27 protein-coding genes and 2 pseudogenes are annotated in these 26133 nt (G+C 63.0%); 15 read left to right on the top strand and 14 right to left on the bottom strand.

Annotation, left to right across the window (positions count from 1 at the left end):
• The first annotated feature begins 82 nt into the window (after positions 1-82).
• Together cfa and LOKO_RS04500 are read left to right on the top strand one after the other, a co-directional pair.
• Positions 83-1234 (top strand): cyclopropane fatty acyl phospholipid synthase, encoded by a 1152-nt coding sequence (gene cfa / locus LOKO_RS04505; RefSeq protein WP_066445633.1) that lies wholly within the window; start codon positions 83-85, stop codon positions 1232-1234.
• A gap of 212 nt (positions 1235-1446) precedes the next feature.
• On the top strand, positions 1447-2361 hold the full coding sequence (locus LOKO_RS04500) for a GGDEF domain-containing protein (RefSeq protein WP_083517424.1): 915 nt from the start codon (positions 1447-1449) through the stop codon (positions 2359-2361).
• An 8-nt stretch (positions 2362-2369) separates the two neighbouring features.
• Here the strand turns inward: LOKO_RS04500 and LOKO_RS20380 are convergent, their stop codons facing one another.
• A complete protein-coding gene (locus tag LOKO_RS20380) occupies positions 2370-2495 on the bottom strand; it encodes a hypothetical protein (protein WP_256379990.1) in 126 nt (41 codons plus the stop codon).
• 102 nt (positions 2496-2597) lie between these two features.
• On the opposite strand from LOKO_RS20380, the pseudogene LOKO_RS20040 reads away from it, so the two are divergent.
• Positions 2598-2822: pseudogene (locus tag LOKO_RS20040) on the top strand (bifunctional heptose 7-phosphate kinase/heptose 1-phosphate adenyltransferase); the annotation flags it as partial.
• Positions 2816-2995 (top strand): annotated as a pseudogene (locus tag LOKO_RS04490) (thioredoxin family protein); the annotation flags it as partial. The pseudogenes LOKO_RS20040 and LOKO_RS04490, both read left to right, overlap by 7 nt.
• 115 nt (positions 2996-3110) lie before the next feature.
• On the opposite strand, the gene LOKO_RS04485 reads toward LOKO_RS04490, so the two are convergent.
• Positions 3111-4220 carry an AI-2E family transporter gene (locus LOKO_RS04485; protein ID WP_066445624.1) on the bottom strand — a complete coding sequence of 370 codons (1110 nt, stop codon included), beginning with the start codon at positions 4218-4220 and terminating at the stop codon, positions 3111-3113.
• Between the two features lie 215 nt (positions 4221-4435).
• Between LOKO_RS04485 and LOKO_RS04480 the strand changes: the two genes are divergently transcribed.
• A complete protein-coding gene (locus LOKO_RS04480; protein ID WP_066445621.1) occupies positions 4436-5212 on the top strand; it encodes an SIMPL domain-containing protein in 777 nt (258 codons plus the stop codon).
• 160 nt (positions 5213-5372) lie between these two features.
• Here the strand turns inward: LOKO_RS04480 and serS are convergent, their stop codons facing one another.
• Entirely contained in the window at positions 5373-6650 is a 1278-nt protein-coding gene (gene serS / locus LOKO_RS04475) for a serine--tRNA ligase (protein WP_066445619.1), read from the bottom strand.
• Positions 6651-6829: 179 nt separating this feature from the next.
• On the opposite strand from serS, the gene LOKO_RS04470 reads away from it, so the two are divergent.
• Both LOKO_RS04470 and LOKO_RS04465 read left to right on the top strand, forming a co-directional pair.
• Complete coding sequence (locus LOKO_RS04470) at positions 6830-10087, top strand: FAD-binding and (Fe-S)-binding domain-containing protein (RefSeq protein ID WP_066445615.1); 3258 nt, start codon at positions 6830-6832, stop codon at positions 10085-10087.
• Positions 10088-10175: 88 nt separating this feature from the next.
• Positions 10176-10376 (top strand): DUF2905 domain-containing protein, encoded by a 201-nt coding sequence (locus tag LOKO_RS04465; protein WP_066445611.1) that lies wholly within the window; start codon positions 10176-10178, stop codon positions 10374-10376.
• A 56-nt stretch (positions 10377-10432) separates the two neighbouring features.
• On the opposite strand, the gene LOKO_RS04460 is transcribed toward LOKO_RS04465, so the two are convergent.
• A complete protein-coding gene (locus tag LOKO_RS04460) occupies positions 10433-10939 on the bottom strand; it encodes a hypothetical protein (protein WP_066445605.1) in 507 nt (168 codons plus the stop codon).
• Positions 10940-11118: 179 nt separating this feature from the next.
• The gene (trpC, locus tag LOKO_RS04455; protein ID WP_066445603.1) at positions 11119-11928 is read right to left on the bottom strand and encodes an indole-3-glycerol phosphate synthase TrpC; all 810 of its coding nucleotides are present in this window, start codon (positions 11926-11928) and stop codon (positions 11119-11121) included.
• 210 nt (positions 11929-12138) lie between these two features.
• Between trpC and LOKO_RS20700 the strand changes: the two genes are divergently transcribed.
• Positions 12139-12660 (top strand): hypothetical protein, encoded by a 522-nt coding sequence (locus LOKO_RS20700; RefSeq protein WP_470303283.1) that lies wholly within the window; start codon positions 12139-12141, stop codon positions 12658-12660.
• A complete protein-coding gene (locus LOKO_RS04450; RefSeq protein ID WP_470303292.1) occupies positions 12543-13142 on the top strand; it encodes a 4'-phosphopantetheinyl transferase family protein in 600 nt (199 codons plus the stop codon). The genes LOKO_RS20700 and LOKO_RS04450 overlap by 118 nt, the downstream gene beginning before the upstream one ends.
• A gap of 50 nt (positions 13143-13192) precedes the next feature.
• Here the strand turns inward: LOKO_RS04450 and trpD are convergent, their stop codons facing one another.
• On the bottom strand, positions 13193-14212 hold the full coding sequence (gene trpD / locus LOKO_RS04445; RefSeq protein WP_066445590.1) for an anthranilate phosphoribosyltransferase: 1020 nt from the start codon (positions 14210-14212) through the stop codon (positions 13193-13195).
• Positions 14213-14245: 33 nt separating this feature from the next.
• On the bottom strand, positions 14246-14830 hold the full coding sequence (locus LOKO_RS04440; RefSeq protein ID WP_066445587.1) for an anthranilate synthase component II: 585 nt from the start codon (positions 14828-14830) through the stop codon (positions 14246-14248).
• 366 nt (positions 14831-15196) lie between these two features.
• Between LOKO_RS04440 and LOKO_RS04435 the strand changes: the two genes are divergently transcribed.
• Complete coding sequence (locus LOKO_RS04435) at positions 15197-16192, top strand: metal ABC transporter solute-binding protein, Zn/Mn family (protein WP_066445584.1); 996 nt, start codon at positions 15197-15199, stop codon at positions 16190-16192.
• Between the two features lie 100 nt (positions 16193-16292).
• Here LOKO_RS04435 and trpE read toward each other — a convergent pair whose 3' ends face one another.
• From trpE to rpe, 4 genes are read right to left on the bottom strand one after another with little or no spacing between them, the layout of a single operon-like run.
• The gene (trpE, locus tag LOKO_RS04430; RefSeq protein WP_066452218.1) at positions 16293-17786 is read right to left on the bottom strand and encodes an anthranilate synthase component I; all 1494 of its coding nucleotides are present in this window, start codon (positions 17784-17786) and stop codon (positions 16293-16295) included.
• A 40-nt stretch (positions 17787-17826) separates the two neighbouring features.
• Positions 17827-18492 (bottom strand): phosphoglycolate phosphatase, encoded by a 666-nt coding sequence (locus tag LOKO_RS04425; protein WP_066445575.1) that lies wholly within the window; start codon positions 18490-18492, stop codon positions 17827-17829.
• Positions 18477-18776, bottom strand: coding sequence for a GIY-YIG nuclease family protein (locus tag LOKO_RS04420; RefSeq protein ID WP_066445572.1), 300 nt, complete (start codon positions 18774-18776; stop codon positions 18477-18479). The genes LOKO_RS04425 and LOKO_RS04420 overlap by 16 nt, the downstream gene beginning before the upstream one ends.
• Entirely contained in the window at positions 18773-19480 is a 708-nt protein-coding gene (gene rpe / locus LOKO_RS04415; RefSeq protein ID WP_066445570.1) for a ribulose-phosphate 3-epimerase, read from the bottom strand. Before rpe ends, LOKO_RS04420 begins: the two co-directional genes overlap by 4 nt.
• Before the next feature lie 190 nt (positions 19481-19670).
• Here rpe and cysP point away from each other — a divergent pair, with 190 nt between their 5' ends.
• From cysP to LOKO_RS04395, 4 genes are read left to right on the top strand one after another with little or no spacing between them, the layout of a single operon-like run.
• Positions 19671-20684: a thiosulfate ABC transporter substrate-binding protein CysP gene (gene cysP, locus LOKO_RS04410; protein WP_066445562.1), complete on the top strand. Its 1014-nt coding sequence runs from the start codon at positions 19671-19673 to the stop codon at positions 20682-20684.
• On the top strand, positions 20681-21538 hold the full coding sequence (cysT, locus tag LOKO_RS04405; protein ID WP_066445556.1) for a sulfate ABC transporter permease subunit CysT: 858 nt from the start codon (positions 20681-20683) through the stop codon (positions 21536-21538). Before cysP ends, cysT begins: the two co-directional genes overlap by 4 nt.
• Complete coding sequence (gene cysW, locus LOKO_RS04400; protein WP_066445555.1) at positions 21538-22365, top strand: sulfate ABC transporter permease subunit CysW; 828 nt, start codon at positions 21538-21540, stop codon at positions 22363-22365. The genes cysT and cysW overlap by 1 nt, the downstream gene beginning before the upstream one ends.
• A complete protein-coding gene (locus LOKO_RS04395) occupies positions 22362-23456 on the top strand; it encodes a sulfate/molybdate ABC transporter ATP-binding protein (protein ID WP_066445552.1) in 1095 nt (364 codons plus the stop codon). Before cysW ends, LOKO_RS04395 begins: the two co-directional genes overlap by 4 nt.
• A gap of 22 nt (positions 23457-23478) precedes the next feature.
• Here LOKO_RS04395 and LOKO_RS04390 read toward each other — a convergent pair whose 3' ends face one another.
• Positions 23479-23919, bottom strand: a complete 441-nt coding sequence (locus tag LOKO_RS04390; protein ID WP_066445550.1) for a GNAT family N-acetyltransferase — start codon at positions 23917-23919, stop codon at positions 23479-23481.
• Between the two features lie 191 nt (positions 23920-24110).
• Here LOKO_RS04390 and LOKO_RS04385 point away from each other — a divergent pair, with 191 nt between their 5' ends.
• A complete protein-coding gene (locus tag LOKO_RS04385; RefSeq protein ID WP_066445546.1) occupies positions 24111-24713 on the top strand; it encodes a YajG family lipoprotein in 603 nt (200 codons plus the stop codon).
• A 105-nt stretch (positions 24714-24818) separates the two neighbouring features.
• Here LOKO_RS04385 and LOKO_RS04380 read toward each other — a convergent pair whose 3' ends face one another.
• Together LOKO_RS04380 and LOKO_RS04375 are read right to left on the bottom strand one after the other, a co-directional pair.
• Positions 24819-25460 (bottom strand): class I SAM-dependent methyltransferase, encoded by a 642-nt coding sequence (locus LOKO_RS04380; RefSeq protein WP_066445544.1) that lies wholly within the window; start codon positions 25458-25460, stop codon positions 24819-24821.
• A gap of 25 nt (positions 25461-25485) precedes the next feature.
• Positions 25486-26064, bottom strand: coding sequence for a TIGR04211 family SH3 domain-containing protein (locus tag LOKO_RS04375; protein WP_235589000.1), 579 nt, complete (start codon positions 26062-26064; stop codon positions 25486-25488).
• Between the last annotated feature and the right edge of the window lie 69 nt (positions 26065-26133).

Here is a 26133-nt window from a genome sequence, read left to right as displayed (position 1 = left end):
CGCCTGGACTATGCTCAAGTCCAAGGAGGAAAAGAGACAGGATAAAGGCCTGCGGTCTTGCCTGAAGGCCCGGGAGGATAATATGACCAGCGACCCTCGAATCGGCCCCATCACCCTGCCCCATAGCCGGGCCCGGCGAGTGCTCGAATCACTGCTGGAAGACTCCGGCATCACATTGAATGGCGATGCTCCCTGGGACCCAAGGATATACCACCCTGACTTTTGCTCCCGAATACTCCGCCAAGGCTCACTGGGTCTTGGCGAGTCCTACATGGATGGCTGGTGGGAGTGTGAACGCCTCGACGAGCTGGCCCAGCGCCTGTTGCTTCATGGCCTCGGGGAACGTGCCCGCCCCCCCTCCGACCGGCTGATGTATCGCCTTCAGGCTGGCCTGCTGAACCTTCAGAGCAAGGCACGCGCCTATATGGTCGGAGAAGCCCACTATGATCTGGGCAATGATCTCTTCGAGCGCATGCTCGATCCCACCATGTGTTACTCCTGCGGCTACTGGAAGGAAGCCGATTCCCTGCACGAAGCGCAGTTGGCCAAGCTGGAGCTGGCCTGTCACAAGCTCGAACTGCAGCCCGGCATGCGGGTGCTTGATATCGGCTGCGGATGGGGGAGCTTCGCCAGGCATGCAGCCATGAACTATGGCGTTTCCGTCACCGGGATCACCATATCCCGGGAACAAGCCGACCTGGCCCAGCTACGCTGCGCAGGCCTGCCCGTGGAGGTTCATCTCGCGGATTATCGCGATCTCCAGGGCAGGTACGACCGCATCGTTTCAATCGGCATGTTCGAGCACGTGGGGCATCGTAACTATCGTGCCTATTTCGAGACCGTCGGGAGGGTGCTGGCGGATGAAGGACTCTTCCTGCTCCATACCATCGGCTCGAACAGCTCGCATATCACCGTCGACCCCTGGATCGATCGCTATATCTTTCCCAATGGCGTCCTGCCCTCTGCCTGCCAGGTGGCAGATGCCAGCGAAGAACTCTTGCTGATGGAGGATTGGCAAAACTTCGGGCCAGACTATGACTCGACCCTGATGGCCTGGCTGAAGAACCTCGAGCATTACTGGCCAGAGCTTGCCAAGCGCTACAGCGAGCGCACACACCGAATGTTCCGTTACTATCTCTCTGTATGCGCAGGCGCCTTCCGTGCCAGGGACCTGCAGCTATGGCAGATCGTATTCTCACGCGACCGTACCTGTCGTTATGACGCCCCGCGGTGAGGCAGACGGCGAATGGCCCTCTTACAACCCCTGTCGTCAATTTCCTACAGCAACAGCCAGATGATTTACTCATCGTTACAACGTATATTAGGCGTTCAAAAACGGCTCAGCCTTTGAAACCAGCGCTTTCGAGCGCCTCGGTTTTCCTTGTGTATTGAGCCCACACAAAATAATGACAGACCTGCACGCAGCAGGGACTACAGGACGCCCGCATGACCGAAGAGAACGCCATGTCGGGTGGGGGGCTGGGGCTGGAGCTGCCTGGCAACGTTCGTGACTTTACCGAACGACTGCCCGGCGTCATCTTCCAGTTTCATCGTGGCCTAGATGGCCACATGCACTTCCCCTACCTCGCCGGGAACGGTACCAGCCTGCCCGGTATCGACCGTGATGCTCTGGGCCAGGACGCACGGCACATGCTCGACCGTCTCTATGACGACGACTATCCCAAGCTGATGGCTGCTATCGAACGCTCGGCGCGATGGCGCGTTCCCATCGCAACCAAGTTTCGCATTCGTCTGGCCCATGGCCGAACCCGATGGGTGGCACTTCGCGCTCAGCCAGAGGATGCCCAGAGCGGCGTACTCTGGTATGGCCTGATGATCGATATCACTGAGCAGATGGTGGAAGAAGCACGCCTGCGCCGACTGTCGGATACCGACGATCTGACCGGGCTGGCCAACCGCCGAAAGCTGATGGTCCGACTCGCCGAAGAGATCTCGAGATGCAACCGGCATGGCTCACCCCTGTCTCTGATGCTCATCGATCTCGACCACTTCAAGCGCGTCAATGATACCTGGGGGCACCTCCAGGGTGATCAGGTGCTGATCGAGCTCGCCAGGCTTTGCCGTAAGCTGCTGCGCGAAGAAGACACCATCGCTCGGCTCGGCGGCGAGGAGTTCGCCGTGGTCCTGCCGGCCACCCCCCTTGTCCGTAGCCTCCCGCTTGCCGAGCGGCTGCGACATCGCATCGGCGAACACCCCTTTGGCATCGAGCCCGGTCAGATCACCGTCAGCATTGGCCTGGCCGAATACCGCCCAGGAGAGCCTCGCGACGTTCTCATTGAACGCGCCGATCGCTGCCTGTATGCGGCCAAGCACCAGGGGCGCAATCGGGTAGAGAGCTGACCTGGACCTCAACGGCGCTGGTCACGTTGCTGGAAAAAACGCATCAGCCCATGCACCGGCAAATACAGCACCAGTGGCCAAACCAGCATCAACAACACCAAATAGACGGGTAAAGGCAGGATATCCTGTTGCATCCCGAAAGGACCCTGTACCCAATTGATGTTTCGTTCGGCCTCGGTGAACAGAAAGGTCAGAGGAATCACCACCCAGGTAAGCAGCGTCTGCCAGATCAAGGCGCGGGGAAGCGCGTACTGGTCGATCCCAAGGGCAGCGATTTCCGCAAGTACCGGGGGGCCAGTGTGATCACGCCCAACCTGGCCGAGTTCGAAGGTGTGGTCGGTCACTGCCGCGACGACGCCGAGCTGGCTGCCCGGGGCGAGGCGCTGTGCGTGGAGCTCGAACTCGAGGCCCTGCTGATCACCCGCAGCGAGAAGGGCATGACGCTGATCCGGGCCGGGCACNCAATCTCAAGGTAGTCAGCATTAATGTCGATGACGCCCCGGAAATCGCCGCCGAACAGGGCGTTCGTGGCGTTCCCACCGTGATGCTGTTCAAGTCGGGCTCCAAGGTCGCCTCGCTGGTCGGTGCCCAATCCAAGTCACAGCTGGCACAGTTCATCGATCAGAACGCCTGACTCCAGGCGGAGCCCCGTTCCCCTTCGCCCCGGCCTGGCCGGGGCGAATCGTGTCCGGCTCAGACAACGTCGGTCAGATAGCTTCGAGCAAATGGCTTCAAACGAATCACTTCGGTTAGGTGATCTCGTCGCGCTCGGAAACGCTCGGCTCCTCCCCGAAGCCTTTCGCGGCGACGACCGGCTCTTTTCCAGGCCCCAGCAGATAAGCAATCCAGCGCGTCTCGGGGTGGCTGTCCAGGGCAATCTTCAGCGTCATGGTCAGCACCACCGACAGCAGCATGCCCACCACACCCAGCATCCAGCCCCACACCACCAGCGACAGGAAGGCAACAAGAGTCGACAACCCCAATGCCCGTCCCATCATTCGCGGCTCCACCAGGTTGCCGAGTGTGAAGTTGATCACCAGATAGGCCATCGCCAGCATGAAGGCATCCGCCACCCCACCGTGCTGTGACACCAGCAGCAGCAGTACGGGGGGGAAGGCGGCCAGCGCCGAGCCGATGTTGGGGATATAGTTGAGGGCAAAGGCCAAGACCCCCCAAAGCAACGGGAAGTCCACTCCCATTACCACGCAGGCCAGCCAGGCCAGCACACCGGTCACCAGGCTGATGACCGTCTTGACCGCCAGGTAGCGCTTGAGTGTCTGGCTGAACTCCTCGAAACGCTGCAGGCTAGGCGCCGGATCATCCAGCGCCAGGGAAACCTTGGCACGAAAATTGAGCGTCTCGTACAGCATAAAGATTACCAGCAGCGCTATCAGGACGCTCTGCACGAACAGGTTTCCCAGTCCACCCAGCAGGGTAGGCAGCCAGGCGCTGCCGTCCTCGACTTCCACCAACCCCGCCAACAGGTCGGGGTCGATGGCCAGACCCATGGAAGCCATGCTGTCGAGAAGATCCAGATAGCGCTCGTAGAGCCGCGACTCGATTCCGGGCAGCGCCTGAATGAAAGTGCTGAAGGAATTGACTACCAGCAGCCCGACCAGGGAGAGGAAGCCACCGATCACCAGCAGGGTGATCAGGACCGCCAGGCGCAGGCTCACCCCCCAACGATGCAACCAGTTCACCGGAGCGGTGCAGATCACCGCAATGAACAGTGCCAATAGCAAAGGCACGATCAAGTCAGCTCCTGCCCTGATGCCGGCAATGATGATCACCAGTGCAGCCAAGGCCAGCGTCAGCGTGAGAGGATAGCTGTAATTCGAGTCACTGTTGCGGCGAAGCATGACCTGTCCCTGTCTGGCGTGTGTAGTCATCATGGCGCCTGTGGGGCGGCGACACAAATGGCCCGTTCACCAGGCGGGTACACGCTGAACGCGGACACTCGACATAATCTGCGCTGTTACGGAACCTTACTCGCCGCCACATCTCGAATCGAACAGCGTCACCCATCAATCACCCTGGCACGCTCATCCCTACAGCACCGCGGCAAGGAGGCTTCATGCCCCGTTCACTTCTCTCAACCTGCCTGTTGGCAGGCGCACTGGTCGCCATGACTCCTTTCAGCGCCATGGCCGTACACGCCGATGACATTCGCTCGCGGCTCGATGTCCAGGCCGAGGCCCAACTGGAAGTGGTGCCTGACCGCGCCACGCTCAATGCCAGACTATGGGAGCGAACTCCGGCTGTGCCCCGGGACGAGGAATCCACCTCTGATCCCGCCGCATTGCGAGAGGCACGTGACCGACTCGAGGAGCGCGCCGCCGTGCTGATTCGCACCCTGGAGGAGGCCGGTGTCGAGCGTGATGCGATCAGTGCCGGTTCGCTGAACGTCCAGCCCGAATACCTCCCCGGCGCCCGAACCAGTGAAGGCGAGCGTGAAACTCTGGTACGAACGCGCCTCGAACGCCCCTTCGAGGTGAAGGTGGCCGACCTGGAGCGCCTGCCCCTGTTGCTCGATGCACTGACCGAAGCCGGGGTCAATGCCCTGGACGGCGTGATGTACGACCTCGCCGACCGCGACGCCGCCACCGATGAAGCGCTGGTAATGGCGCTGGAGAAGGCGCGCCACAAGGCCGAGTTGATGGCCTCCACCCTGGGTGTGACGCTGGGGCCGGTGATCACTGTGAGCGAGACCCAGTCGCCGATCTTCGCCCCGCGCATGATGGCCATGAGTGCCGATATGCGTGAAAGTGCACCCCAGGCGGAGTATCGCCCCGGCACCGTCACCATCGACGCCGGGGTCAGCGTTAGCTGGACGATCGAACCGGAGTCATAAGCCCAAACGAAAACACCCCATCGATGCCAATCGGTGGGGTGTTTCATTTGCCGCACCAAGCATACGGCCGTATGCCTAGGCGCCTGTCGGATTTGACCGATCGTCGCGAGGGATTTGACTTCGGATCTCGCAGTAGATCAGCGTCAAGTGCGACAGGTTTCTAGGTGTTAATTGTCTCGACGCCGCCCATGAAGGGCCGCAACGCCTCGGGCACGGTGATCGAGCCGTCGGCGTTCTGGTGGTTCTCCATCACGGCGATCAGGCAGCGCCCCACCGCCAGGCCGGAACCGTTGAGGGTGTGCAGCAGCTGCGGCTTCTTCTGCTCGGGGTGGCGGAAACGCGCCTGCATGCGCCGCGCCTGGAAGTCCTCGCAGTTGGAGACTGAGGATATCTCGCGATAGGTCTCCTGGCTGGGCAACCACACTTCCAGGTCATAGGTCTTGGCCGCACCGAAACCCATGTCTCCGGTGCATAGGGTCACCACCCGGTAGGGGAGCTCGAGTGCCTGCAGGATCGCTTCGGCATGGCCGCGCATCTCTTCCAGCGCCACATAGCTCTGCTCGGGCTCGACCATCTGCACCATCTCGACCTTGTCGAACTGGTGCTGGCGAATCATGCCCCGGGTGTCGCGGCCATGGGAGCCCGCCTCGCTGCGGAAGCACGGCGTATGGGCGGTGAGCTTCACCGGCAGCGCCTTGTGGGGCAGGATCTCGTCACGGGCGAAGTTGGTCAGCGGCACTTCCGCGGTGGGAATCAGGTGATAGCCCCGCTCGTCGTCCAGCCGGAAGAGATCCTCGCCGAACTTGGGCAGCTGGCCGGTGCCGTACAGCGACGCCTCGTTGACCATAAAGGGGACGTAGCACTCCTCGTAGCCATGCTCCAGGGTCTGCTTGTCGAGCATGAACTGGGTCAGGGCGCGATGCAGGCGGGCGATGGGGCCGCGCATCACCGCGAAACGGGCGCCGGTCAACTTGGTTGCCAGCTCGAAGTCGAGGTTGCCCAGGAGGCCGCCCAGATCCACGTGATCCCTCACCGTGAAGTCGTAGGTCTTGGGTGTGCCCCAGCGATGCAGTTCGACGTTTTCCTCTTCGCTCTCACCCTCCGGCACGCTCTCGTGGGGCAGATTGGGCAGGCCGCTGATCAGCTCGTCCCATTCCGCCTGCACCTCGGCAAGCCGAGCCTTGGCCGCATCGAGCCGATCGCCCAGATCGCTGACCTCGGCCAGCAGCGGCTGGATGTCCTCGCCTTGGGCCTTGGCCTGGCCGATCGACTTGGAGCGGGTGTTGCGCTCGTTTTGCAGGGTCTCGGTCTCGGTCTGGATCTCACGGCGCCGGGACTCCAACGCCTCGAGTCGCATAGTGTCTAGCGTGAAGCCACGCTTGGCCAGTCGTTGTGCGACCATCTCGAGGTCGCTGCGCAGCAGTTTGGGATCGAGCATGGAATCCAGTCCGTCGCATTGGGTGAAATCGGCCGCCCATTGTAGGCAAAAGGGCGGCCGTGTGCCATGCAACAGCCGTTTGCCGGGATGCGCACCACCGCCCTCTCAGGGTAAAGTAGCGGCATCCCTTCTACCTGTCCTGCCACGCCACGACAGCGAAAACGACCGAATACGACACCATGATCTCACGACTGGACACCGCTCAATCGAGCACCCTTGCCGGCCTCGACGCCCGCTACCTACGCTTTCTCGACGTACTCAAGGCGCGGGGCTTCGAGGGCGACATCGCCCCGGACTATGCCAGCCGCACGGTGCAGGCCACCGATAACTCGATCTACCAGCGCCTGCCACAGGCAGTGCTGTTTCCGCGCCACGCCGCGGATCTCGAGCTGATCGCCCGGCTGGCCGGCGAAGCGGCGCACCGCCAGGTCGTGCTGACACCCCGGGGTGGCGGCACCGGCACCAACGGCCAGTCGCTCACCGACGGCCTGGTGGTGGATGTCTCCCGACACATGAACCAGATACTGGAGATCGACGTCGAGAACCGCCGGGCAAGGGTCCAGGCCGGGGTGGTCAAGGACCAGCTCAATGCCGCGTTGAGACCCCACGGGCTGTTTTTCGCACCGGATCTCTCCACCTCCAACCGCGCCACCATCGGCGGCATGATCTCCACCGACGCCAGCGGCCAGGGCAGCTGCGAGTATGGCAAGACACGCGATCACGTACTCGAGCTCGACACCCTACTGCTGGGCGGTGAACGCCTGCTTAGCCGACCCATCGCCGAGGCCGAACTGGAGACGCTGTGCCACCACAGCGGGGTGATCGGCAACGCCTACCGCACCGCCCGGGAGATCATCGATGACCAGGGAAAGCTGATCGCTGCCAAGTTCCCGCCACTCAACCGCTGCCTGACGGGCTATGATCTGGCGCACTTGAGAGATGCGGAAGGTCGCCTCGACATGAACAGCCTGCTGTGCGGCTCGGAAGGTTCGCTGGGTTTCCTCAACGAGGCCGTGCTCAACGTACTACCGATTCCGAAGCACTCGACCCTGGTCAACGTGCGCTACGCCGGCTTCATGGACGCCCTGCGCGATGCTAAGGCGCTGATGGCTTCCGCAGCCAAGCCCACCTCCATCGAGACGGTGGACGACAAGGTGCTGACGCTGGCCATGGAGGACTTCGTCTGGGACAGCGTGGCCGAGTTCTTTCCCAGCGCGGATAGCGCCAAGGACAGCAACACCGCCACCGCAACGCAGCAAGCCGCAGCCATTCGTGGCATCAACCTGGTCGAGTTCAACGACGACGACCCCAAGCGGCTCACCGAGCGTGTCGCTGCCTTCTGTCGCCATCTGGAAGCGGATGCAAGCGTGCCGCGCCTGGGCTACACACTGGCCGAGGGCCGCCCCCAGATCCAGAAAGTCTACGGCATGCGCAAGCGCGCCGTAGGCCTGCTGGGCAATGCCAGGGTCGATGAAAAGGGCGAGAAGCGCCCGATTCCCTTCGTCGAGGATACCGCGGTGCCGCCGGAAAGGCTGGCGGACTATATCGCCGAGTTCCGCGTCCTGCTCGATGCTCGCGGCCTGGCATACGGCATGTTCGGCCATGTGGACGCCGGCGTGCTGCACGTGCGCCCGGCCATCGACATGAAGGACCCCGTCCAGGAACAACTGATTCGAGAGATCTCCGATGAAGTCGCCGAACTGACCCACAAGTACGGCGGGCTGCTGTGGGGCGAGCACGGCAAGGGGGTACGCTCGGAGTACGCACCAAAATTCTTCGGCGAGCTTTACCCCAGCCTGCAGCGGGTCAAGGCCGCTTTCGACCCTCACAATCAGCTCAATCCCGGCAAGATCGCCACGCCTATGTTGATCCCGCCCGAACCCGCGGGAATGGCGCTTGATACCCCGGCCGAGCCCTCTGAGGAGGCATTTGATATCTCGCCCGAAGCGGTAGAGGCGCAGCCGGTCAACCTGATCGACCCGGGCTTGCTGACAATCGATGGTGTGCCCACCCGAGGCCAGCTCGATCGCCAGATCGACGAACGTGTGTGGCAATCCCATGCCGCCACGGTGTACTGCAACGGCAACGGCGCCTGCTACAACTACGACCCCAATGACGCCATGTGCCCCTCGTGGAAGGCCACCCGCGACCGCGTCCATTCGCCCAAGGGCCGTGCCAGTCTGATCCGCGAGTGGCTGCGCCTGCAGGGCAACGCCGGCATCGACCTGGTGGAACAGGCACACCAGCAGCGCGCCGAAGGCTCCCTGGGGTTTCTCAAGCGCCTGCCGGCCCGAATACGCAATACCGTCAAGCGCCGTGAGGAGGCCGACTTCTCCCATGAAGTCTATGACGCCATGGCCGGCTGCCTGGCGTGCAAGTCCTGCGCTGGCCAGTGTCCGGTGAAGGTCAACGTACCCGAATCGCGCTCGCTCTTCCTCGAAGCCTACCACGCTCGCTACCTGCGTCCTGTGCGCGACTACCTGATTGGCGGCCTGGAGTTCTTCGCGCCGGCACTGGCATCGGTCGCACCGCTGTACAACGCCGCACTGAACACCCGCCTGGTCGAGCGACTATTGGCCGGCCCCATCGGCATGGTCGACAGCCCACGGCTATCCCGGGCGAGACTGAAGCAGCAGCTGGCAGCCTGGGGGATTAGCGAAGCCACGCCGATTTCTCTAGGGCTTCTGACCGAAGCGCAGAAGGCCCGAAGCGTGGTCATTGTGCAGGACGCCTTCACCAGCTTCTTTGAGGCCGATGTGGCGCTGGATATCGTCGAGCTACTCTCGCGCCTGGACATCCGGGTGTTCGTCGCCCCCTATTCGCCGAACGGCAAGCCGCTGAATGTGCAGGGCTTCATGGGCGCCTTCACGCGCACCGCCGAAAAACAGGCCCGCCGGCTTCGTGCATTGGCCGAGTTCGGCGTGCAGCTGGTGGGCATCGACCCGGCCATGACCCTGACCTACCGCCAGGAGTACGTGAAGGCACTCGCGCCCGATAGCGTACCCGAGGTGCTGATGCTACAGGAATGGCTGGTGGCTCAGGGCCAGCGACTGGTGCCGCCGGGGCTGAGCCAGCAGTTGGAAGCCCTGGCTGATCCCGGTTACCGGCTGCTGTCCCACTGCACCGAGAAGAGCAACGCCCCCGGCAGTCCCAAGGCGTGGCAGCAGGTATTCGCCGCCTTTGGCTTCGAACTAGAGTTGCTCAGTACCGGTTGCTGCGGCATGTCCGGCACCTACGGGCACGAAGCGCGCAACCTGGAGACCTCGAAGACCATCTATGCCCAGTCGTGGCAGCCAGTCGTGGAAGGCGAAGCCAGCCCCGGCAGGCTGCTGGCTACTGGCTACTCCTGTCGCAGCCAGGCGAAGCGCCTTTCAGACACCGGCTTGCCCCACCCACTCCAGGGGCTGCTGAACCAGCTGCGCCAGTTAAGTTGGTAAATGAACAGGTAAAGCAGAGGCAAACAGAGAGGTCGGCGGGCTGACTCGCTGGCCTCCATCGACCAGCCAGTTACGAACAGGAGGCAGAATGTCCCGCACCCTGATCATCCTCGGACTTTGCAGCGTTGCCATCGGGCTGCTCTGGCCCTGGCTCTCCAAGCTACCCCTCGGCCAACTGCCCGGCGACATTGCGATTCGGCGAGAGAGCTTTTCGTTTTATTTCCCCATTACGACAATGATCCTGATCAGCGTGGTGCTCTCGCTGATCATGTGGCTATCGAGCAGGTGACCTGCGCTGCAACGCCTTGATTCGCCGTGAGAGGCAGCTCCTGTGTGAGTCTAAAATCAACCACCAAAGTATGCTTGGTAATTCACATTCAGCAGCGAATCGTCCTCCCCCATGGACATCAAGAAGATTCTTATCTTTCGATTGCCGTCGATCCAGCCCACTTTCGCTTGTCGCATGGCACCTGCCTGTATCATTTCTGAATCGACTTCTTGTCCATATCGATCGCGCATTATTTCCGTCAATGAATCAACCAACGGCAGCATGGAATCGAAATCACGCGTGTTATTCAGCTTCAATGTCACTTGAGAAAGCTGACCATTAACAAAGAAAAAACGCTGTGTGAAGGTCTCGTCCGCCAGCTCGACGTCATCTCGGCGCACGGCTTCAACCGCACGGGTCGCCAGGCGACCTCCCTCTTCTTCGTCTAAACGGTAAGCGTCATCAATGACACGCATTACCTCTTTAATCGTCATCCCAGCACTGGCAGGCCCCCAAAGCTCCGCTGATAACGCTGGATTAGGCAGCAAAAACAGCACCAAGATGCCAGCAATTAACTTCTTCATCAGTGACCCTTTCATATTATCCGCAGGGAGAGATGCCCGCAAAATTGTCGAGCATTGGCTCATCACCGCTATTGGCGAGCATGGCAAATTGGCGTTGTCGGGGGATCAGCGAGTGAGTGGTAGCTCACCAACCATAAGAGCAACGTGGTGGCTGCCCTTATGGTTGGTATAAAAATGGCTTAGAAGAAAAGTCGCCTCAGCGCTTCGCCGGGGTCATCTTCGCGCATGAAGGCCTCGCCGACGAGGAAACCATTTACGTCGTACTCGCGCATGCGCAACATGTCACTGCGGGTATTGATGCCGGACTCGGTCACCACGGTGACGCCCGCCGGGATATGCCCCAGCATGTCCAGCGTGGTTTCCAGGCGAGTCTCGAAGGTGTGCAGATTGCGGTTATTGATGCCCACCAGGTCGATTCCCAACTTGAGCGCGCGCTCCAGCTCATGCACGTCATGCACTTCCACCAGCACATCCATGCCCAGCAGCACCGCCTGCTGGTATAGATCGGCCATGCGAACGTCATCCAGGGCGGCAACGATCAGCAGGATACAGTCCGCGCCAATAGCGCGTGCTTCGCTGACCTGATAGCCGTGAATGATGAAGTCCTTTCGAATCACCGGCAGATCACACGCCTCGCGTGCCTCGACAAGGAAGTCTTCATGGCCCTGGAAGAAGTCGGCATCGGTGAGTACCGAGAGGCAAGAGGCACCACCGACGGCATATTGTCTGGCGATCTCACCGGGCTGGAAATCTTCACGGATGACACCCCGTGAGGGGGAGGCCTTCTTGATCTCGGCGATCACTGCCGGGTCGCCCTCATCGATGTTCTGGGTCAGCGCTGCAATGAAGCCGCGGGGGGCCTCCTGCCGCTCGGCCAGCGCCAATAGCTCGGCCTCCGGCACGGCACGCTGCCGCTCGGCGACTTCCTCGTCCTTGCGGGCCAGGATGCGGGTCAGGATGGTAGGGGGTGCGTCCTGCGTCGGGCTCATGGTGATGTCTCATTGCGGGCGGCACTGGCCGCGGATAAAGCCGGTAGGCGGACTATCTTACCTATCACCCGCGCGACATTGAAAGAGAGACTGCCCAAGTCGGCTGCCTGCGCGCTCTTCTGCCCCCCCATCACCCGGGCCTCTTCTCCATCCAAGCACAGTCACCGGTGTGCGCTGGCGGCAACGGGGGGCACGTGCCAGAATCCACCGATGGAAACCACGCCGACATTTCATGAGGCCTTCACCAGCGTTTGGCCCTGGGCCTCGCCGCTGCCGGGCGTTCGCCTGGTCGCCACACGCTTCGATCCCACGCGTATTGGCAAGCAGGGAGCCGGGCGCGATCTCTCCGATTCTGGCTCCAGCTACGAGGGCATCGCCCTGCCTCCCCCTCTGCAAGGCGCCATCGCCAAGCGGCGCGCCGAGTTCATTGCCGGGCGCCTGTGCGCAAGGCGAGCTCTATGGCTCCTGGACGGCCGGAACGCGACGCCAGGCATGAACGAAGACCGATCCCCCTGCTGGCCTGGCANGCCACACGCTTCGATCCCACGCGTATTGGCAAGCAGGGAGCCGGGCGCGATCACTCCGATTCTGGCTCCAGCTACGAGGGCATCGCCCTGCCTCCCCCTCTGCAAGGCGCCATCGCCAAGCGGCGCGCCGAGTTCATTGCCGGGCGCCTGTGCGCAAGGCGAGCTCTATGGCTCCTGGACGGCCGGAACGCGACGCCAGGCATGAACGAAGACCGATCCCCCTGCTGGCCTGTTGACTGCGTAGGCGCCATTACCCATAACGATGGCTGGGCCGCTGCGCTGGTTGCCCCCAGGCAGGCCTATCTGGGGCTCGGCCTGGACGCCGAGCGGCTGCTGGATGCAGCCCAGGCCCTTCGCCTGGCCAGGCGCGTGCTTACCCCAGAGGAGGTTGCTCGCCTCGAGCGGTTACCCGAGTCAGAGGCTGGCCTGATGGTTACCGCGACCTTTTCCCTCAAGGAGAGCCTGTTCAAGGCCCTCTATCCGGTGGTGGGCCAGATGTTCCACTTCCAAGCCGCCGAGCTGGTGTCTTGGCACGGCGTCGGCGCAGCTCGCCTGCGCTTGCTCAACAATCTGGGCTCAGGCTGGACGGCCGGGCGCGAGGTCGTCGGCGAAGCCTGCCTGCATGAAGGTCGCCTTCTCAGCCTGGTATCACTGCCCGCCCGTGTCCACGACTCATTCGGCACTTGAGCACATCTCACCCTCTGACACGCCTCATTCCCCCGGGCTTCGCCGGGCCATCAGGGAAGCAGAACACGGGTGAAATCGGCCAGTTCCTTCATTTTCTCCAATGGTAATTTGGAGGCCTGGGCATCCTGGGCCATCATCACGCCCTCTTTCAGCGTGTCGGCAATATCCGCGCAGTAGAGCGCAGCGCCGGCATTGAGTGCGACGATGTCCGCCGCCAGCCCCTCACCCACCAGAGCCTCGCGGACCAGGCGCAGGCTGTCCTCGGCGCTGACCACCTTGAGCGACGTCATGTCATGACGCTCGATACCCAGCTCCTCGGGGGTGATCGTGTAGCGGCGGATCACGCCATCCTTCAGCTCTGCCACCTGGGTCGGTGCGGCCAGCGAGATCTCGTCCAGCCCATCCTCGGCGTGTACCACCATGACATGGCGGCTGCCGAGATACTGCAGTACCTCGGCCATCAGTGGAACCAGCTCTGGTGAGTAGACACCCAGCAGCTGATTGGGAGCGCCGGCGGGGTTGGTGAGGGGCCCCAGGATATTGAACAGGGTGCGCACGCCCATTTCCCGGCGCGGCCCGACAGCAAAGCGCATGGCCGGATGATGGTTGGGGGCAAACATGAAACCGACGCCCACCTGTTCGATACAGCGCCCTACCTGGTCCGGCTTCAGATCCAGGTGGATACCCGCCACGTCGAAGAGGTCGGCGCTGCCGGAAGAGGACGATACGCTGCGATTGCCGTGCTTGGCCACATGGGCGCCACCGGCGGCAGCCACGAAACTGGCGGCGGTCGACACATTGAACAGGTTGGCGCCATCCCCGCCGGTACCGACGATATCGACAACGTTCTCGGCCGAGACCCTGACCCGCTTCATGAGCTCACGCATGACCTGGGCCGCCGCGCCGATCTCTTCGGCGGTCTCACCTTTCATGGCCAAACCAACCAGCAGGCCGCCTATCTGGGCATCGGTAGCCTCGCCGGTCATGATCTGCTGCATCACCGAGTGAGTCTCGTCGAAGCTCAGGTTCTCGCGGCGCATCACCGCGCCAATGGCCTCTCGCATCTGCATGGAGGAAACTCCTCTGTCTCTGTCGGGCGCGGATCAGCGACGCTTCAGGAAGTTGGCCAGCAGCTCATGCCCCTGGCGGGTAAGGATCGACTCAGGGTGGAACTGCACCCCTTCGATGTCCAGTTGGCGATGACGCAGGCCCATGATCAAACCCGGCGTCACGTCGTCCTCGTCGGTCCAGGCGGTTACCTCGATACACTCGGGCAGGCTGTCGGCCGCCACCACTAGGGAGTGATAGCGGGTCACCTCCAGCGGATCATCCAGCCCTTCGAAGACACCCTGGCCATGGTGATGGATCCGGGAGGTCTTGCCGTGCATCACCTGGGGTGCCCGCACGACCTCGCCGCCATAGACCTGGCCGATCGCCTGATGGCCCAGGCAGATACCGAGAATCGGCAGGCGACCGGCAAAATGGCGAATTGCCGCCATGGAAATGCCTGCCTCGTTGGGCGTGCAGGGTCCGGGGGAAATGACCAGGTGGCTGGGTGCAAGCGCCTCGATCTCTTCCAGGGTGATGGCATCGTTGCGATGGGTGACCACGTCGGCCCCCAGTTCACCCAGATACTGCACCACATTGAAAGTGAAGCTGTCGTAGTTGTCGATCATCAGCACGGACATGGCGGTATAGAGTCCTGTTCTATTGCAGCTGACCAGTGGCCAGGCAGAGGTTACCCAGATCGAATGCGTCGGTCATGCCAGCCGTGCAGAGCCACCAGGTACAAAAATGCCGCCCGGACGGCGGCATGGTCATTCAAGACACAGGTATGCCGCCCCGCTTCAGGAGCGCCACCACGTCCGGCTAGAATGAATGTAATCTGGCGATGTCATACCGCAATAGTGCCGTTGTGCCGGGCTGGCTGTCAATCCACCGAATCACGCCCGCGCCCCGCCACAACGACCGCCTGTTTACACGGCGCGGCTAGCCAGCCCAGTCCGCAGTCTCTATTATCGAGTCCATGCGCTGCCGCAAAAAGGAGATTTACGATGCGCCCATCCCGCCATGCCCTGCTCTGGCTGGCTCTCCCCCTGGCTGCCATGGCAGGCACCAGCCAGGCAGTAGCATCCCCCAAGGTGGTAGCCACCTTCTCGATCCTCGGCGATCTTGTAGCCCAGGTCGGGGGCGATGACATTCGCCTGGTGACGCTCACCCCGCCCGGAGCCGAAGTCCACGAGTGGGAGCTGACCCCCAATAACTTCATCGCCCTGGAAGACGCCAAGCTGGTTTTCTACAACGGCTACCAGTTGGAACAGTGGATGCGCCAGGTGCATGCTACCGTAGGCAACCAGGCCCCTCTTGTCCCACTGGCGGAAGCGTCGGAGTACCCCACCCTGCCCATCGTCACCGGCGACTACAGCGGCGAACCCGACCCCCACCTGTGGATGGATCCACGTGCGGCAGCAGCCTATGTACAAGTCATTGCCGAGACGCTGGCCGAGCTGCACCCCGACGCCGCCGACAATTTCCATGCCCGCGCCGAAACGGCGCGCGATATTCTAGCTGCACTGCATAAGGAAATTACGAAAATCCTCGCCGACATTCCCGAAGAGCAGCGTCTACTGATAACCAGCGAGGCCGCCTTCGTCTACTTTGCCGATGCCTATGGGTTCCGTCATGACGGTATCTGGGGCACCAATGCCGAGACCGAAGGCTCCCCCCAGCAGATGATGCGAATCATCGATCTGGTCAACGAGGCGCAACCTGCCTCACTGTTCTGGGAAAGCACCATTTCCGATCGATACGTCAGCAGTATCGCTTCCGATACCGGCCTTGCCGTGTCCGGCCCGCTCTACGTCGACTCACTGAGTGAACCGGATGGAGAGGCAGCCAACTACGTTTCGCTCATGAAGCACAACGCCTCACTGATCCGCACTGCACTGCTCGGCGACGAGGAGATCGCGGACGACAAAGAAGAAGACCATGAGAGTCGCGATGAGGAGGACGAAGAGAAGGACGACGAAAAGTCGGATTCGGAAGCGTAACTTATAGCGGACTCATCACACTGAGTCATTGTATGCGGCGGCCCCAGAGGCCGCCGCACTTCGTAGGAAGCGCCACCAGGCGCCATGCCCCGTTAGACGCTCACAGGTTATCCAGCCCCTTCTCGGCCATGGCCACGGCGCGGAAGATCGCCCGACCCTTGTTGAGTGTTTCCTGCCACTCCATCTCGGGCACCGAGTCCGCGACGACCCCAGCCCCGGCCTGTACATGCAATTCGCCGTCCTTGATCACCGCCGTGCGGATCGCAATCGCGGTGTCCATGTTGCCATGCCAGGAGAGATAGCCTACTGCTCCCGAGTAGATGCCTCGCTTGACCGGCTCCAGCTCGTCGATGATCTCCATGGCGCGGATCTTAGGCGCGCCGGAAAGCGTGCCCGCCGGGAAGGTGGCACGCAGCACGTCCATGGCCGTCAGGCCCGGCTTCAGCCGCCCAGTGACATTGGAGACGATGTGCATCACGTGGGAGTAGCGCTCCACCGCCATCTGGTCGGTCACCACCACCGAGCCGGTCTCGCTGATGCGCCCTACGTCATTGCGCCCCAGGTCGATGAGCATCAGGTGCTCGGCGACCTCCTTGGGGTCACCCAGCAAATCGGCCTCAAGCGCCCGGTCCTCCTCTTCGGTCCTGCCCCGAACCCGGGTGCCGGCAATCGGACGTACCGTCACCTCTCCATCCTCCAGGCGAGTGAGGATCTCCGGAGAGGAGCCCACCACGTGGTGGTCATCGAGGTTGAAAAAGAACATGTAGGGTGAAGGGTTGAGGCTTCGCAGGGCACGGTAGAGGTCAAGCGGCGACGCCTGGTAGGGAATCGACATGCGCTGGGACGGCACGCACTGCATGACGTCACCGGCCAGCACATACTCCTTGATCGTCTCCACCGCTGCCTTGAAACCCGCCTCGGTGAAGCCGGAAGTGAAGTGCCCCTCCTCCACCGCGCTGCGGCCAGTGCCGGGGCTGATGGTGTTGAGCGTGGCACTGCGCAGGCGCACCTCAAGCCGCTGCAACCGCTCCACCGCCGCCTCATAGGCGTCCGACGCCGCAGGGTCGGCATGGGTCCAGAGCGTCAGCCGGCCCGAGAGATTGTCGAACACCACCAGATCATCACAGACCATCAGCAGGATGTCAGGGACACCCAGCGGATCGGCCTTGGCAGCCACATGGGGCCCACGCAGCCGCGGTTCGATATAGCGGATGGTGTCGTAGCCGAAGTAGCCCACCAGGCCACCATCGAAGCGGGGCTGATCGTCCAGCCGAGGCACCTTGAAGCCGGCATGAAACTGCTCGATCCAGTCGAGCGGGTCCTCCACCTCGGCCATGCCCTGCTGCTCGCCGTTGATGATATGGCTGACGGTAAATCCGCGAACCTCGATTCGCTCCTGGCAGGGCAGCCCGATGATGGAGTAGCGGCCCCACTTCTCACCACCCTGCACGGACTCCAGCAGGAAGGTCCAGGGCTCGTCGGCCAGCTTCAGGTAGGTGGAGAGCGGCGTGTCGAGATCGGCCAGCACCTCGCGGGTTACCGGAATGCGGTTGTAGCCGGCAGCCGCCAGCTCGCGGAAACGTTCGAGAGTCATCATGCCCGGGTCCTTGGTGGTGGTGACTAGCTGGTGGTGACTAAACGAGTTCTTTCAGCGTTTCGATCAGGGCGTCAGGAAGACTATTCTGCACCGGTTCGCCATGATTGTAACCGTAGGGAACCGCCAGGGTGCGAAAACCGGCCGCGCGACCGGCGGCGATGTCATGACGGGAATCACCTACCATCAGGCAGGTCGAAGGAGGCAGGTCGAAGTGAGCGGCCACGTGAAGCAGCGGGGCTGGATCCGGTTTCTTCTGCGGCAGGCTGTCGCCGCCCAGGCAGAGCGCAAAATGCCGCTCGAGGCCGAACTGAGCCAGGATCGGCTCGATAAAGGCGTAGGGCTTGTTGGTGACCAGCGTCAGAATCCGGCCGCCTGCCTGCAGGGCATCCAGCGCTTCACACACTCCGGGATAGAGCCGAGTACGCGCCCCTGGGTCCCGGCCGTAGTGATACAGAAAGCGTCGGTGCCCGGCTTCGAGTGATTCGACCTCGGGCGGCTCGCCCAAGGCATCGGTCAGCGCTCGCTCCACCAGCTTTTGCGCCCCGTTGCCAACCCACCTCGTTACCTTCACCTCGCCGGCCGGTGGAAGGTCGAGCTCTTCCAGCACCTTGTCGACGGCAGCGGCCAGGTCGGGCACGGAGTCGATCAGGGTGCCATCCAGATCGAAGCTGATCAGCCGGATATCTTTCAGAATGGGGTGCATGGTGCTTCCTCGCTGTCCTGCCGGTTCTTGATCCAGCTGCGCTTGCCCACCGCCGAGAGCCGCTTGACCTCCGCCTCGAGCCGCAGCGCATCTCCGTGGCTGCCCACCGGCTCCTGATGCACCAGCGTAAGCGGCCCACGCCCGCGCAGGGCCTTGGCGCCCCGCCCCGCCTCATGTTGAGCCACGCGCCGGGCGACGTCGGTGGTGATCCCGGTATAGAGCGCGCCTTGGAGTGTCTCGAGCATGTAGAGGTACCACAGCGGGGCCTGGGCACCTTCGTTCACCGCGGAGCGACTCCGGCCAGCTGCTCGCGGAAGTCGCGGAGCACGCTGTCGTAGCGATGCGGGTCGGCAGCGTTGGCGGCCTTGAAGATCGCGGAGCCGGCCACGAAGGTATCGGCACCGGCCGCAGCGATCTCGGCAATGTTGTCGACCTTGACCCCACCGTCGATCTCGAGGCGAATCGCCCGCCCCGAGGCGTCGATGCGTTGGCGTGCCGCGCGCAGCTTGTCCAGGGTGCCCGGCAGGAAGGCCTGGCCGCCGAAGCCCGGGTTGACGCTCATCAGCAGGATCATGTCGACCTTGTCCATCACGTGGTCGAGGAAGGAGAGCGGTGTCGCCGGGTTGAACACCAGCCCCGCCTTGCAGCCGCCATCGCGAATCAGCTGCAACGAGCGGTCGATATGGTCCGAGGCCTCCGGGTGGAAGGTGATGTAGGTGGCGCCGGCGTCGATGAAGTCGCCGATCAGCCTATCAACCGGCTTGACCATCAGGTGAGCATCGATGGGCGCGGTGACGCCATGCTTGCGCAGCGCCTCGCAGACCATGGGCCCAATGGTCAGGTTGGGTACGTAGTGGTTGTCCATGACGTCGAAATGGACGATATCGGCCCCGGAGGCCAGCACGTTGTCCACTTCCTCGCCCAGCCGGGCGAAGTCGGCGGAGAGAATGGAGGGGGCAATGAGAAAATCGCGGATCGCGTCGGTCATGGCAAGTCCAGGCTATCGCTCGGAAAGAGTGGTCCGCATTCTAGCAGGAACCGCCAGGGACGGGGGAATGGGGCACCGCGGCGAAGAAAACCGCCACAGTCATATTTCTAAAACGAATAAAAAACCTTATTGTAATTCCTCATTGTCAGAATTAACCTTAGCCCACTGTTCCCTTATTGGAGTGTCTCGCATGCATCTGCTGTCCACCGTTCGCCGCACCGCACTAGCCGTTGCCCTGGGTGTCAGCCTTGCCACCCCGGCCCTGGCCGCCGAGCGCGAGATTCTTAACTCCTCCTATGACATCGCCCGCGAGCTCTTCTCCGCCATCAACCCGGAATTCCGCGACTGGTGGCAGGCCGAGCAGGGCGAGGAAATCGCCATCCAGCAATCCCACGGCGGCTCCTCCGCCCAGGCCCGTGCCATCCTGCAGGGGCTGCGTGCCGACGTGGTGACCTACAATCAGGTGACTGACGTCCAGGTGCTCGCCGATGCCGGACTGGTGGCCGGGGACTGGCAGGAACTGCTGCCCAATAACGCCTCGCCCTACTACTCCACCACGGCGTTCCTGGTACGCAAGGACAACCCTAAGGGCATCGAGAGCTGGGACGACCTGGTGCGTGAAGACGTCAGGATGGTCTTCCCCAACCCCAAGACCTCAGGTAATGGCCGCTACACCTACCTGGCCGCCTGGGGCTTTGCCCAGCAGCACTTCGATGGCGATGAAGAGCAGATCCATGACTTCATGCGCACCTTCCTGCGCAACGTGGCAGTCTTCGACACCGGTGGCCGCGGCGCCACCACCACTTTCATCGAGCGTGGCATCGGCGACGTGCTGATCAGCTTCGAATCCGAGGTGAACAACATCCGCGGCGAGTACGGTCGTGACGACTACGAGGTGATCGTGCCGCCGGTCAGCATCCTGGCCGAATTCCCGGTGGCGGTGGTCGAGCCCAATGCCGAGCGCAACGGCACCCAGGACCTGGCCCAGGCCTATGTCGAGTACCTCTACAGCGAAGAGGCCCAGCGCATGCTGGCCGGCTTCAACTACCGCGTCCATCACGAGGCGGTCGTGGAGGAGTTCGCCGACCAGTTCCCCGAGACCGATCTGCTGCGGGTCGAGGATATCGTCGGTAGCTGGGAGCAGGCCATGGACGAGCACTTCGCTGGCGGCGCCCTGCTGGATCAGCTACAGCGCCGCAGATGATCACACTCGCGACTCGCGCCGGCAGTACCCCCAAGCGGGTGCTGCCGGGCTTCGGCCTTTCGCTCGGCATCAGCCTGATGTTCATCTCGCTGGTGCTGCTGCTGCCGCTGACCGGGCTGTTCGGTCAGCTGGCAGGGCTCAGCCTGGCCGAGTACTGGGAAATCATCACCGAAGGCCGGGTGGTGGCCAGCTACATGGTCACCATCGGCGCGGCTGCGGTGGCCGCCTTGGTCAACGGCGCCTTCGGGCTGCTGCTCGCCTGGGTGCTGGTGCGCTACGAATTCCCCGGCAAGCGCCTGCTCGACGCGCTGATGGACCTGCCCTTCGCCCTGCCCACCGCCGTCGCCGGCATCACCCTGGCAACGCTCTACTCCAGCAACGGCTGGATGGGGCGGCTGCTGGAGCCGCTAGGCTTCCAGGTCGCCTACACCTGGGTGGGTATCGCTCTGGCCATGTCCTTCACCAGCATTCCCTTCGTGGTGCGCACGGTACAGCCGGTCCTGGAGGACCTGCCCCATGAAGTGGATGAGGCCGCCTTGACCCTCGGCGCCTCGGACGGCACGGCCTTTCGCCGCGTGATCCTGCCGCACCTGTGGCCGGCCCTGGTCACCGGCACCGGGCTCGCCTTCGTGCGCTCGCTGGGTGAGTTCGGCGCCATCATCTTCATCGCCGGCAACATGCCCTACGAGACCGAGATCACCGCGCTGATGATCTTCGTGAAGCTGCAGGAGTACGACTATGTCGGCGCCTCGGCCATCGCCTCGGTGGTGCTGTTCGTCTCGCTGGCCCTGCTGCTGGTGATCAATATCTGGCAGGGCCGCTTCATCAAGCGACTGCATGGGGGGGCGGGCTGATGCAACGGATCGGTGATGCGCCCCGGGTCCGGCGCCTGCTCGTTTTCCTGGCCGTGGCCCTGTCGGCGCTGTTCCTGCTGCTGCCGCTGGTAGCCATCTTCGCCCAGGCCTTCGCCCAGGGGGTGGGGGTGTTCTGGACCAACGTCAGCAATGAATACACCGTAGCGGCCATCGGCCTTACCCTGTTCATCGCCCTGCTGACGATTCCCGTCTGCCTGGTGTTCGGCGTGGCGCTGGCATGGCTGGTCACCCGCTTTCGCTTTCCCGGCCGGCGGATCCTGCAGACCCTGATCGATATCCCCTTTGCGGTCTCGCCTGTGGTCGCCGGGCTGATCTACCTGCTGCTCTATGGCCGAACCGGCTGGCTCGGCAGCTGGCTCGACGGCTACGACATCCAACTGATGTTCGCCTGGCCCGGCATCCTGATGGTGACCATCTTCGTCACCTGCCCCTTCGTGGCCCGGGAGCTGATACCGCTGATGCAGGCCCAGGGCTCCCGGGAAGAGGAAGCCGCCGTGACCCTCGGGGCACCGGGCTGGACTATCTTTCGCCGGGTGACGCTGCCCAACATCCGCTGGGCACTGCTCTACGGCGTGATACTGACCAATGCCCGTGCGGTGGGAGAATTCGGCGCCGTGTCGGTGGTCTCCGGGGCCATCCGGGGCCAGACCAACACCCTGCCGCTGCACCTGGAGCAGCTCTACCAGGACTACAACACCGTGGGCGCCTTCGCCAGCGCATCGCTGCTGGCCTTCATCGCCCTGCTCACGCTGGTTGCCAAGGCCAGCCTGGAATGGCGCGCTGCGCGCCGGGAGGTTCACGCATGAGCATCCGCCTTCAGAATATCGCCAAGCACTTCGGCACGAGCCGCGCCCTGGAGCCAGTGAACCTGGACATCCGCGACGGTGAGCTGATCGGCCTGCTGGGACCCTCCGGCTCCGGCAAGACCACCCTGCTGCGTATCATTGCCGGCCTGGAGAGCGCCGATCGCGAACCCGCCGGCCGCATCCTGTTCGGCAATCGCGATGTCACCAACCTGCACGTGCGCGACAGGCGCATCGGCTTCGTCTTTCAGCACTATGCGCTGTTTCGCCACATGACCGTGTTCGACAACGTGGCATTCGGTCTTACCGTGATGCCACGCAAGAGCCGGCCCACCAGCGGCGAGATCCGCGCCCGGGTGCATCGACTGCTGGAAATGGTCAAGCTCGAGGAGCTGGCGAACCGTTACCCTGCACAGCTCTCCGGCGGCCAGCAACAGCGCGTCTCGCTGGCCAGGGCGCTTGCCCTGCGTCCCGAGGTGCTGCTGCTCGACGAGCCCTTCGGTGCGCTGGATGCCAAGGTGCGTCAGGAGCTTCGCCGCTGGCTGCGCCACCTGCACGATGAACTCAACTTCACTAGCGTCTTCGTTACCCACGACCAGGAAGAGGCACTGGAACTATCCGACCGTGTGGTGGTGATGAGCAATGGCCGTATCGAGCAGATCGATACCCCGGACACCCTCTATCGGACGCCGACCAACCGCTTCGTGTTCGAGTTCCTGGGTGATGTGAACCACCTGGAAGGCTCGGTACGGGATGGTGTCCTGACCTGTGGCGATGCCCGACTGGCCGTGGACCTGCCCGACGGAGCGGAAGAGCTGCTGCTGCGTCCCCACGAGGTGGAGCTGGTGGAAACCGCCACGGCCAAGGCGCATCTGCCGGTCACCGTGACGGCGATCTCGCCGGTGGGTGCCGAAGTCAGGGTGGAATTAGAGGCCGACTGGCTGGGAGAGCCCTGGCTGGCGACCGTGCGCCATGCCGATTACGAGCGCCTGCGCCTGACCCGCGGCATGCGACTGTTCGCGGTGCCGCGGCGCTGGCACCGATTTCCCGACGAGCGCAGCACGCCTGAAAGCAAGCGCCTAGAGGCCGCCTGAACCGGCCGATGGCCCGATAGGTTCACTCGACGTTGGGCTGGCGGCACCAGGCCATGAGGGTTTCGCTCTCGCCGCTCAGCGGTTCGAGTCGATCCTCCACCGATTGAAAGCCGAGCCTGCGGTAGAACGAGACGGCACGCACGTTGCGCGAATAGACGCACAGGGTGATTCGCTCACGGCACGTCATGGCATGGGCCATCAAGTGCGTGCCGTGGCCGAAGCGCTGGAAGTCCGGGTCGATGAACAGCGCCTCGAGGTGATCACCATTGAGGGCCGCGAAGCCGATGATGCTGCCACCCAGTTCCAGTACGTGCGTCTCGGCGCCAGGCAGATAGCGCGTGGCCATGTCATGGGCGCGACGCTGCCAGAACTCGGCGGGAATGAAGTCGTGGGCCAGCTGCGAGGCGCGCAACCAGATATCGACGAGGTGCGGCATGTCCTCCTTGGCTGCGGGTCGAATCATAAGCGCTCTCCCTGAGTGGAACCCTATTGTAACCGCTCTGCCATTGTCGCGCTCAACGCTGTTGCGGTTGGCCTCGTCGCGGATATACTCGCCATCTGTGCCAGCTCAAGGCGATGCGCTCGATCTTTATGAGCCCCTTTACCTAGCCATTTTCCGTCGCCTTCCTCCATCATCACTCAGGAGAACCCTAGATGATTCGACGACCTTTTCGCCTTACGACGCTGCGTACAGCTGCCCTGCTGCTGGCTAGCGCCCTGCTGGCAGGCTGTGCCAGTCCACACTATCTGCAGTTGGATCCACAGCGCACCGCCGCGGTCCCGGCCAGCGGCAGCGGCCAGGCCATCACGGTAATGGCGGTGGATGACCGCGATGGAGAGGTAATCGGCACCCGGAGCGGAAGTGCCATGGCGACATCCACCATCACCGTCAGCGCCCATGAGCTGGTGCCGCGTCTCCAGCGCGAAGCCGAGCGCGCGGTGCGGGAGATGGGCTTCTCGCCCACCACGGAGCCGGCGGAGGGGCGGCCCAGCCTGACCCTCACCCTGCTTCACCTGGGGTATGAGCGGGGCGAGAGCCGGCCGGTCATCGACGAGGCCCGCCTGGAGGCAGTCTTCGAAGCCAGGGCGGTCAACGGTGGCAACACCTATACCGGCACCTACACCTCGCGCCGCACCCAGAGCTATGCACTTCGTCCGGATCGCGACACCAATGCGCGCATGCTCAACGACCTGCTGAGCGACGGCCTCGATCGCGCCTTCCGCGACCCGGAACTGGGCCAGCTGCTGGCACGCTGAACGAGCCACTGTATCTCCCTCGCATCTCTTCCTGCCAAACCAGAAGCGGGCGCCCAAATGGGCGCCCGCCTGGTTTAACCTGCTCTCTAGAGGTCCCCGCTCCCGCTAGACGGCGGGACCCCGGCGCACCATCGCCCAGACACTTTCACGAAAACCGCTCCCCTCTTCGGGCTCCCCATCCTCCAGGTGAGTAACCAGAAAGTTGGGCTCGAAGAGTTCGCGCACCTCGTCGGCACAGACACTGAACGGCGGACCGCCGCCCTCGTCGCCTGGGGCGCGCATCAGGCTGATCACCAACCCACGCGCGCTGGGCGGGATCAGTTGGGCGAGGTGAAAGGCATAGCGCTGGCGGGTCGCCGGCGGCAATGCGATCAGCGCCGCCCGGTCGTAGAAGGCGTCGATCTCGGCCGCCTGCTCGATGTGGAAATGAAAGAAATCGCCACACCACAGCTCGACGCTGCCCTGGCGGCAGATCGCGAAGGGCTCCTGCCGATAGCGGGAAATCTCACCGGTACCTTCGGCGACAAACTGTTCGACCGCTTCCTCGGCCAGCTCAATGCCCAGCACCGGATGATCGTGCTGGGCAAGCCAGCGCATGTCGAGACTCTTGCCGCAAAGAGGCACCAGCACCTTGGTGCCTGGCTTCGCCCCGAGCAGTGGCCAGTGCTCAATCAGCGCCGGATGCACCTGTGGACGATGAAACCCGATGCGCCCTTCCCGCCAACGTTCTAGCCAATTCAGGGCCATAGCCTCTCCTTCAAGCTCAATGGCATCAGAACCAGCGGTCGCGCTTGCGTTTCTTGCGTGGCAGATGCGGAATGATCAGTCCCACCAACAGGCCGGCGCCAGCCACCCCGCCGCCATACATGAAGTAGCGTATCAGCAGGTCCTCTTCCTGGGTGTCCAGTCGAGCCTGCAATTGACGTATGGTCTGGCGTGACCGGTCGGCTTCGCTGTCGAGCTGGCGATTGCTCGCCTCCAGCTCGGCAATGCGCTGCTCGCGGACCTCCAGGGTCTCGGTCATCGCCGAGACCCTCTCCTCCCAGGTCTCGTTGATGCCGCCAAGCTCCTCTTCCAGATCGGCCACCTGCCTTTCAAGCGCCGGCAACTGCTGGCGCGCACTCGGCTCCTCCTGCAATTCACCGCTGAGCACCCATACGGTATTGCCCTCGGTGTTGCGCACCCGGCTGTAGTTCCCGCTGGTTTCAAGCACGCTCACCGGCTCACCGGAGGTCAGGGTGCCGACAATGCGGTAGCCATCGGTCGGTCCGCTGCGAACATAGGTGGTGAGTTCGTCGGATACCCAATGGGTAGCGTCCGTATTCTGCTGGGCGTGCAGCGGCAGGGCCATCAGCCCCAGTGTGACGCCCGCCATGAGGGTCTTGAATCTATGCATTGTCATGCCGTTGTCCTGCTATCG

The sequence above is a fragment of the Halomonas chromatireducens genome (genome assembly GCF_001545155.1).
GTDB lineage: Bacteria > Pseudomonadota > Gammaproteobacteria > Pseudomonadales > Halomonadaceae > Halomonas > Halomonas chromatireducens.
This window is presented reverse-complemented; position numbering and strand designations above follow the sequence as displayed.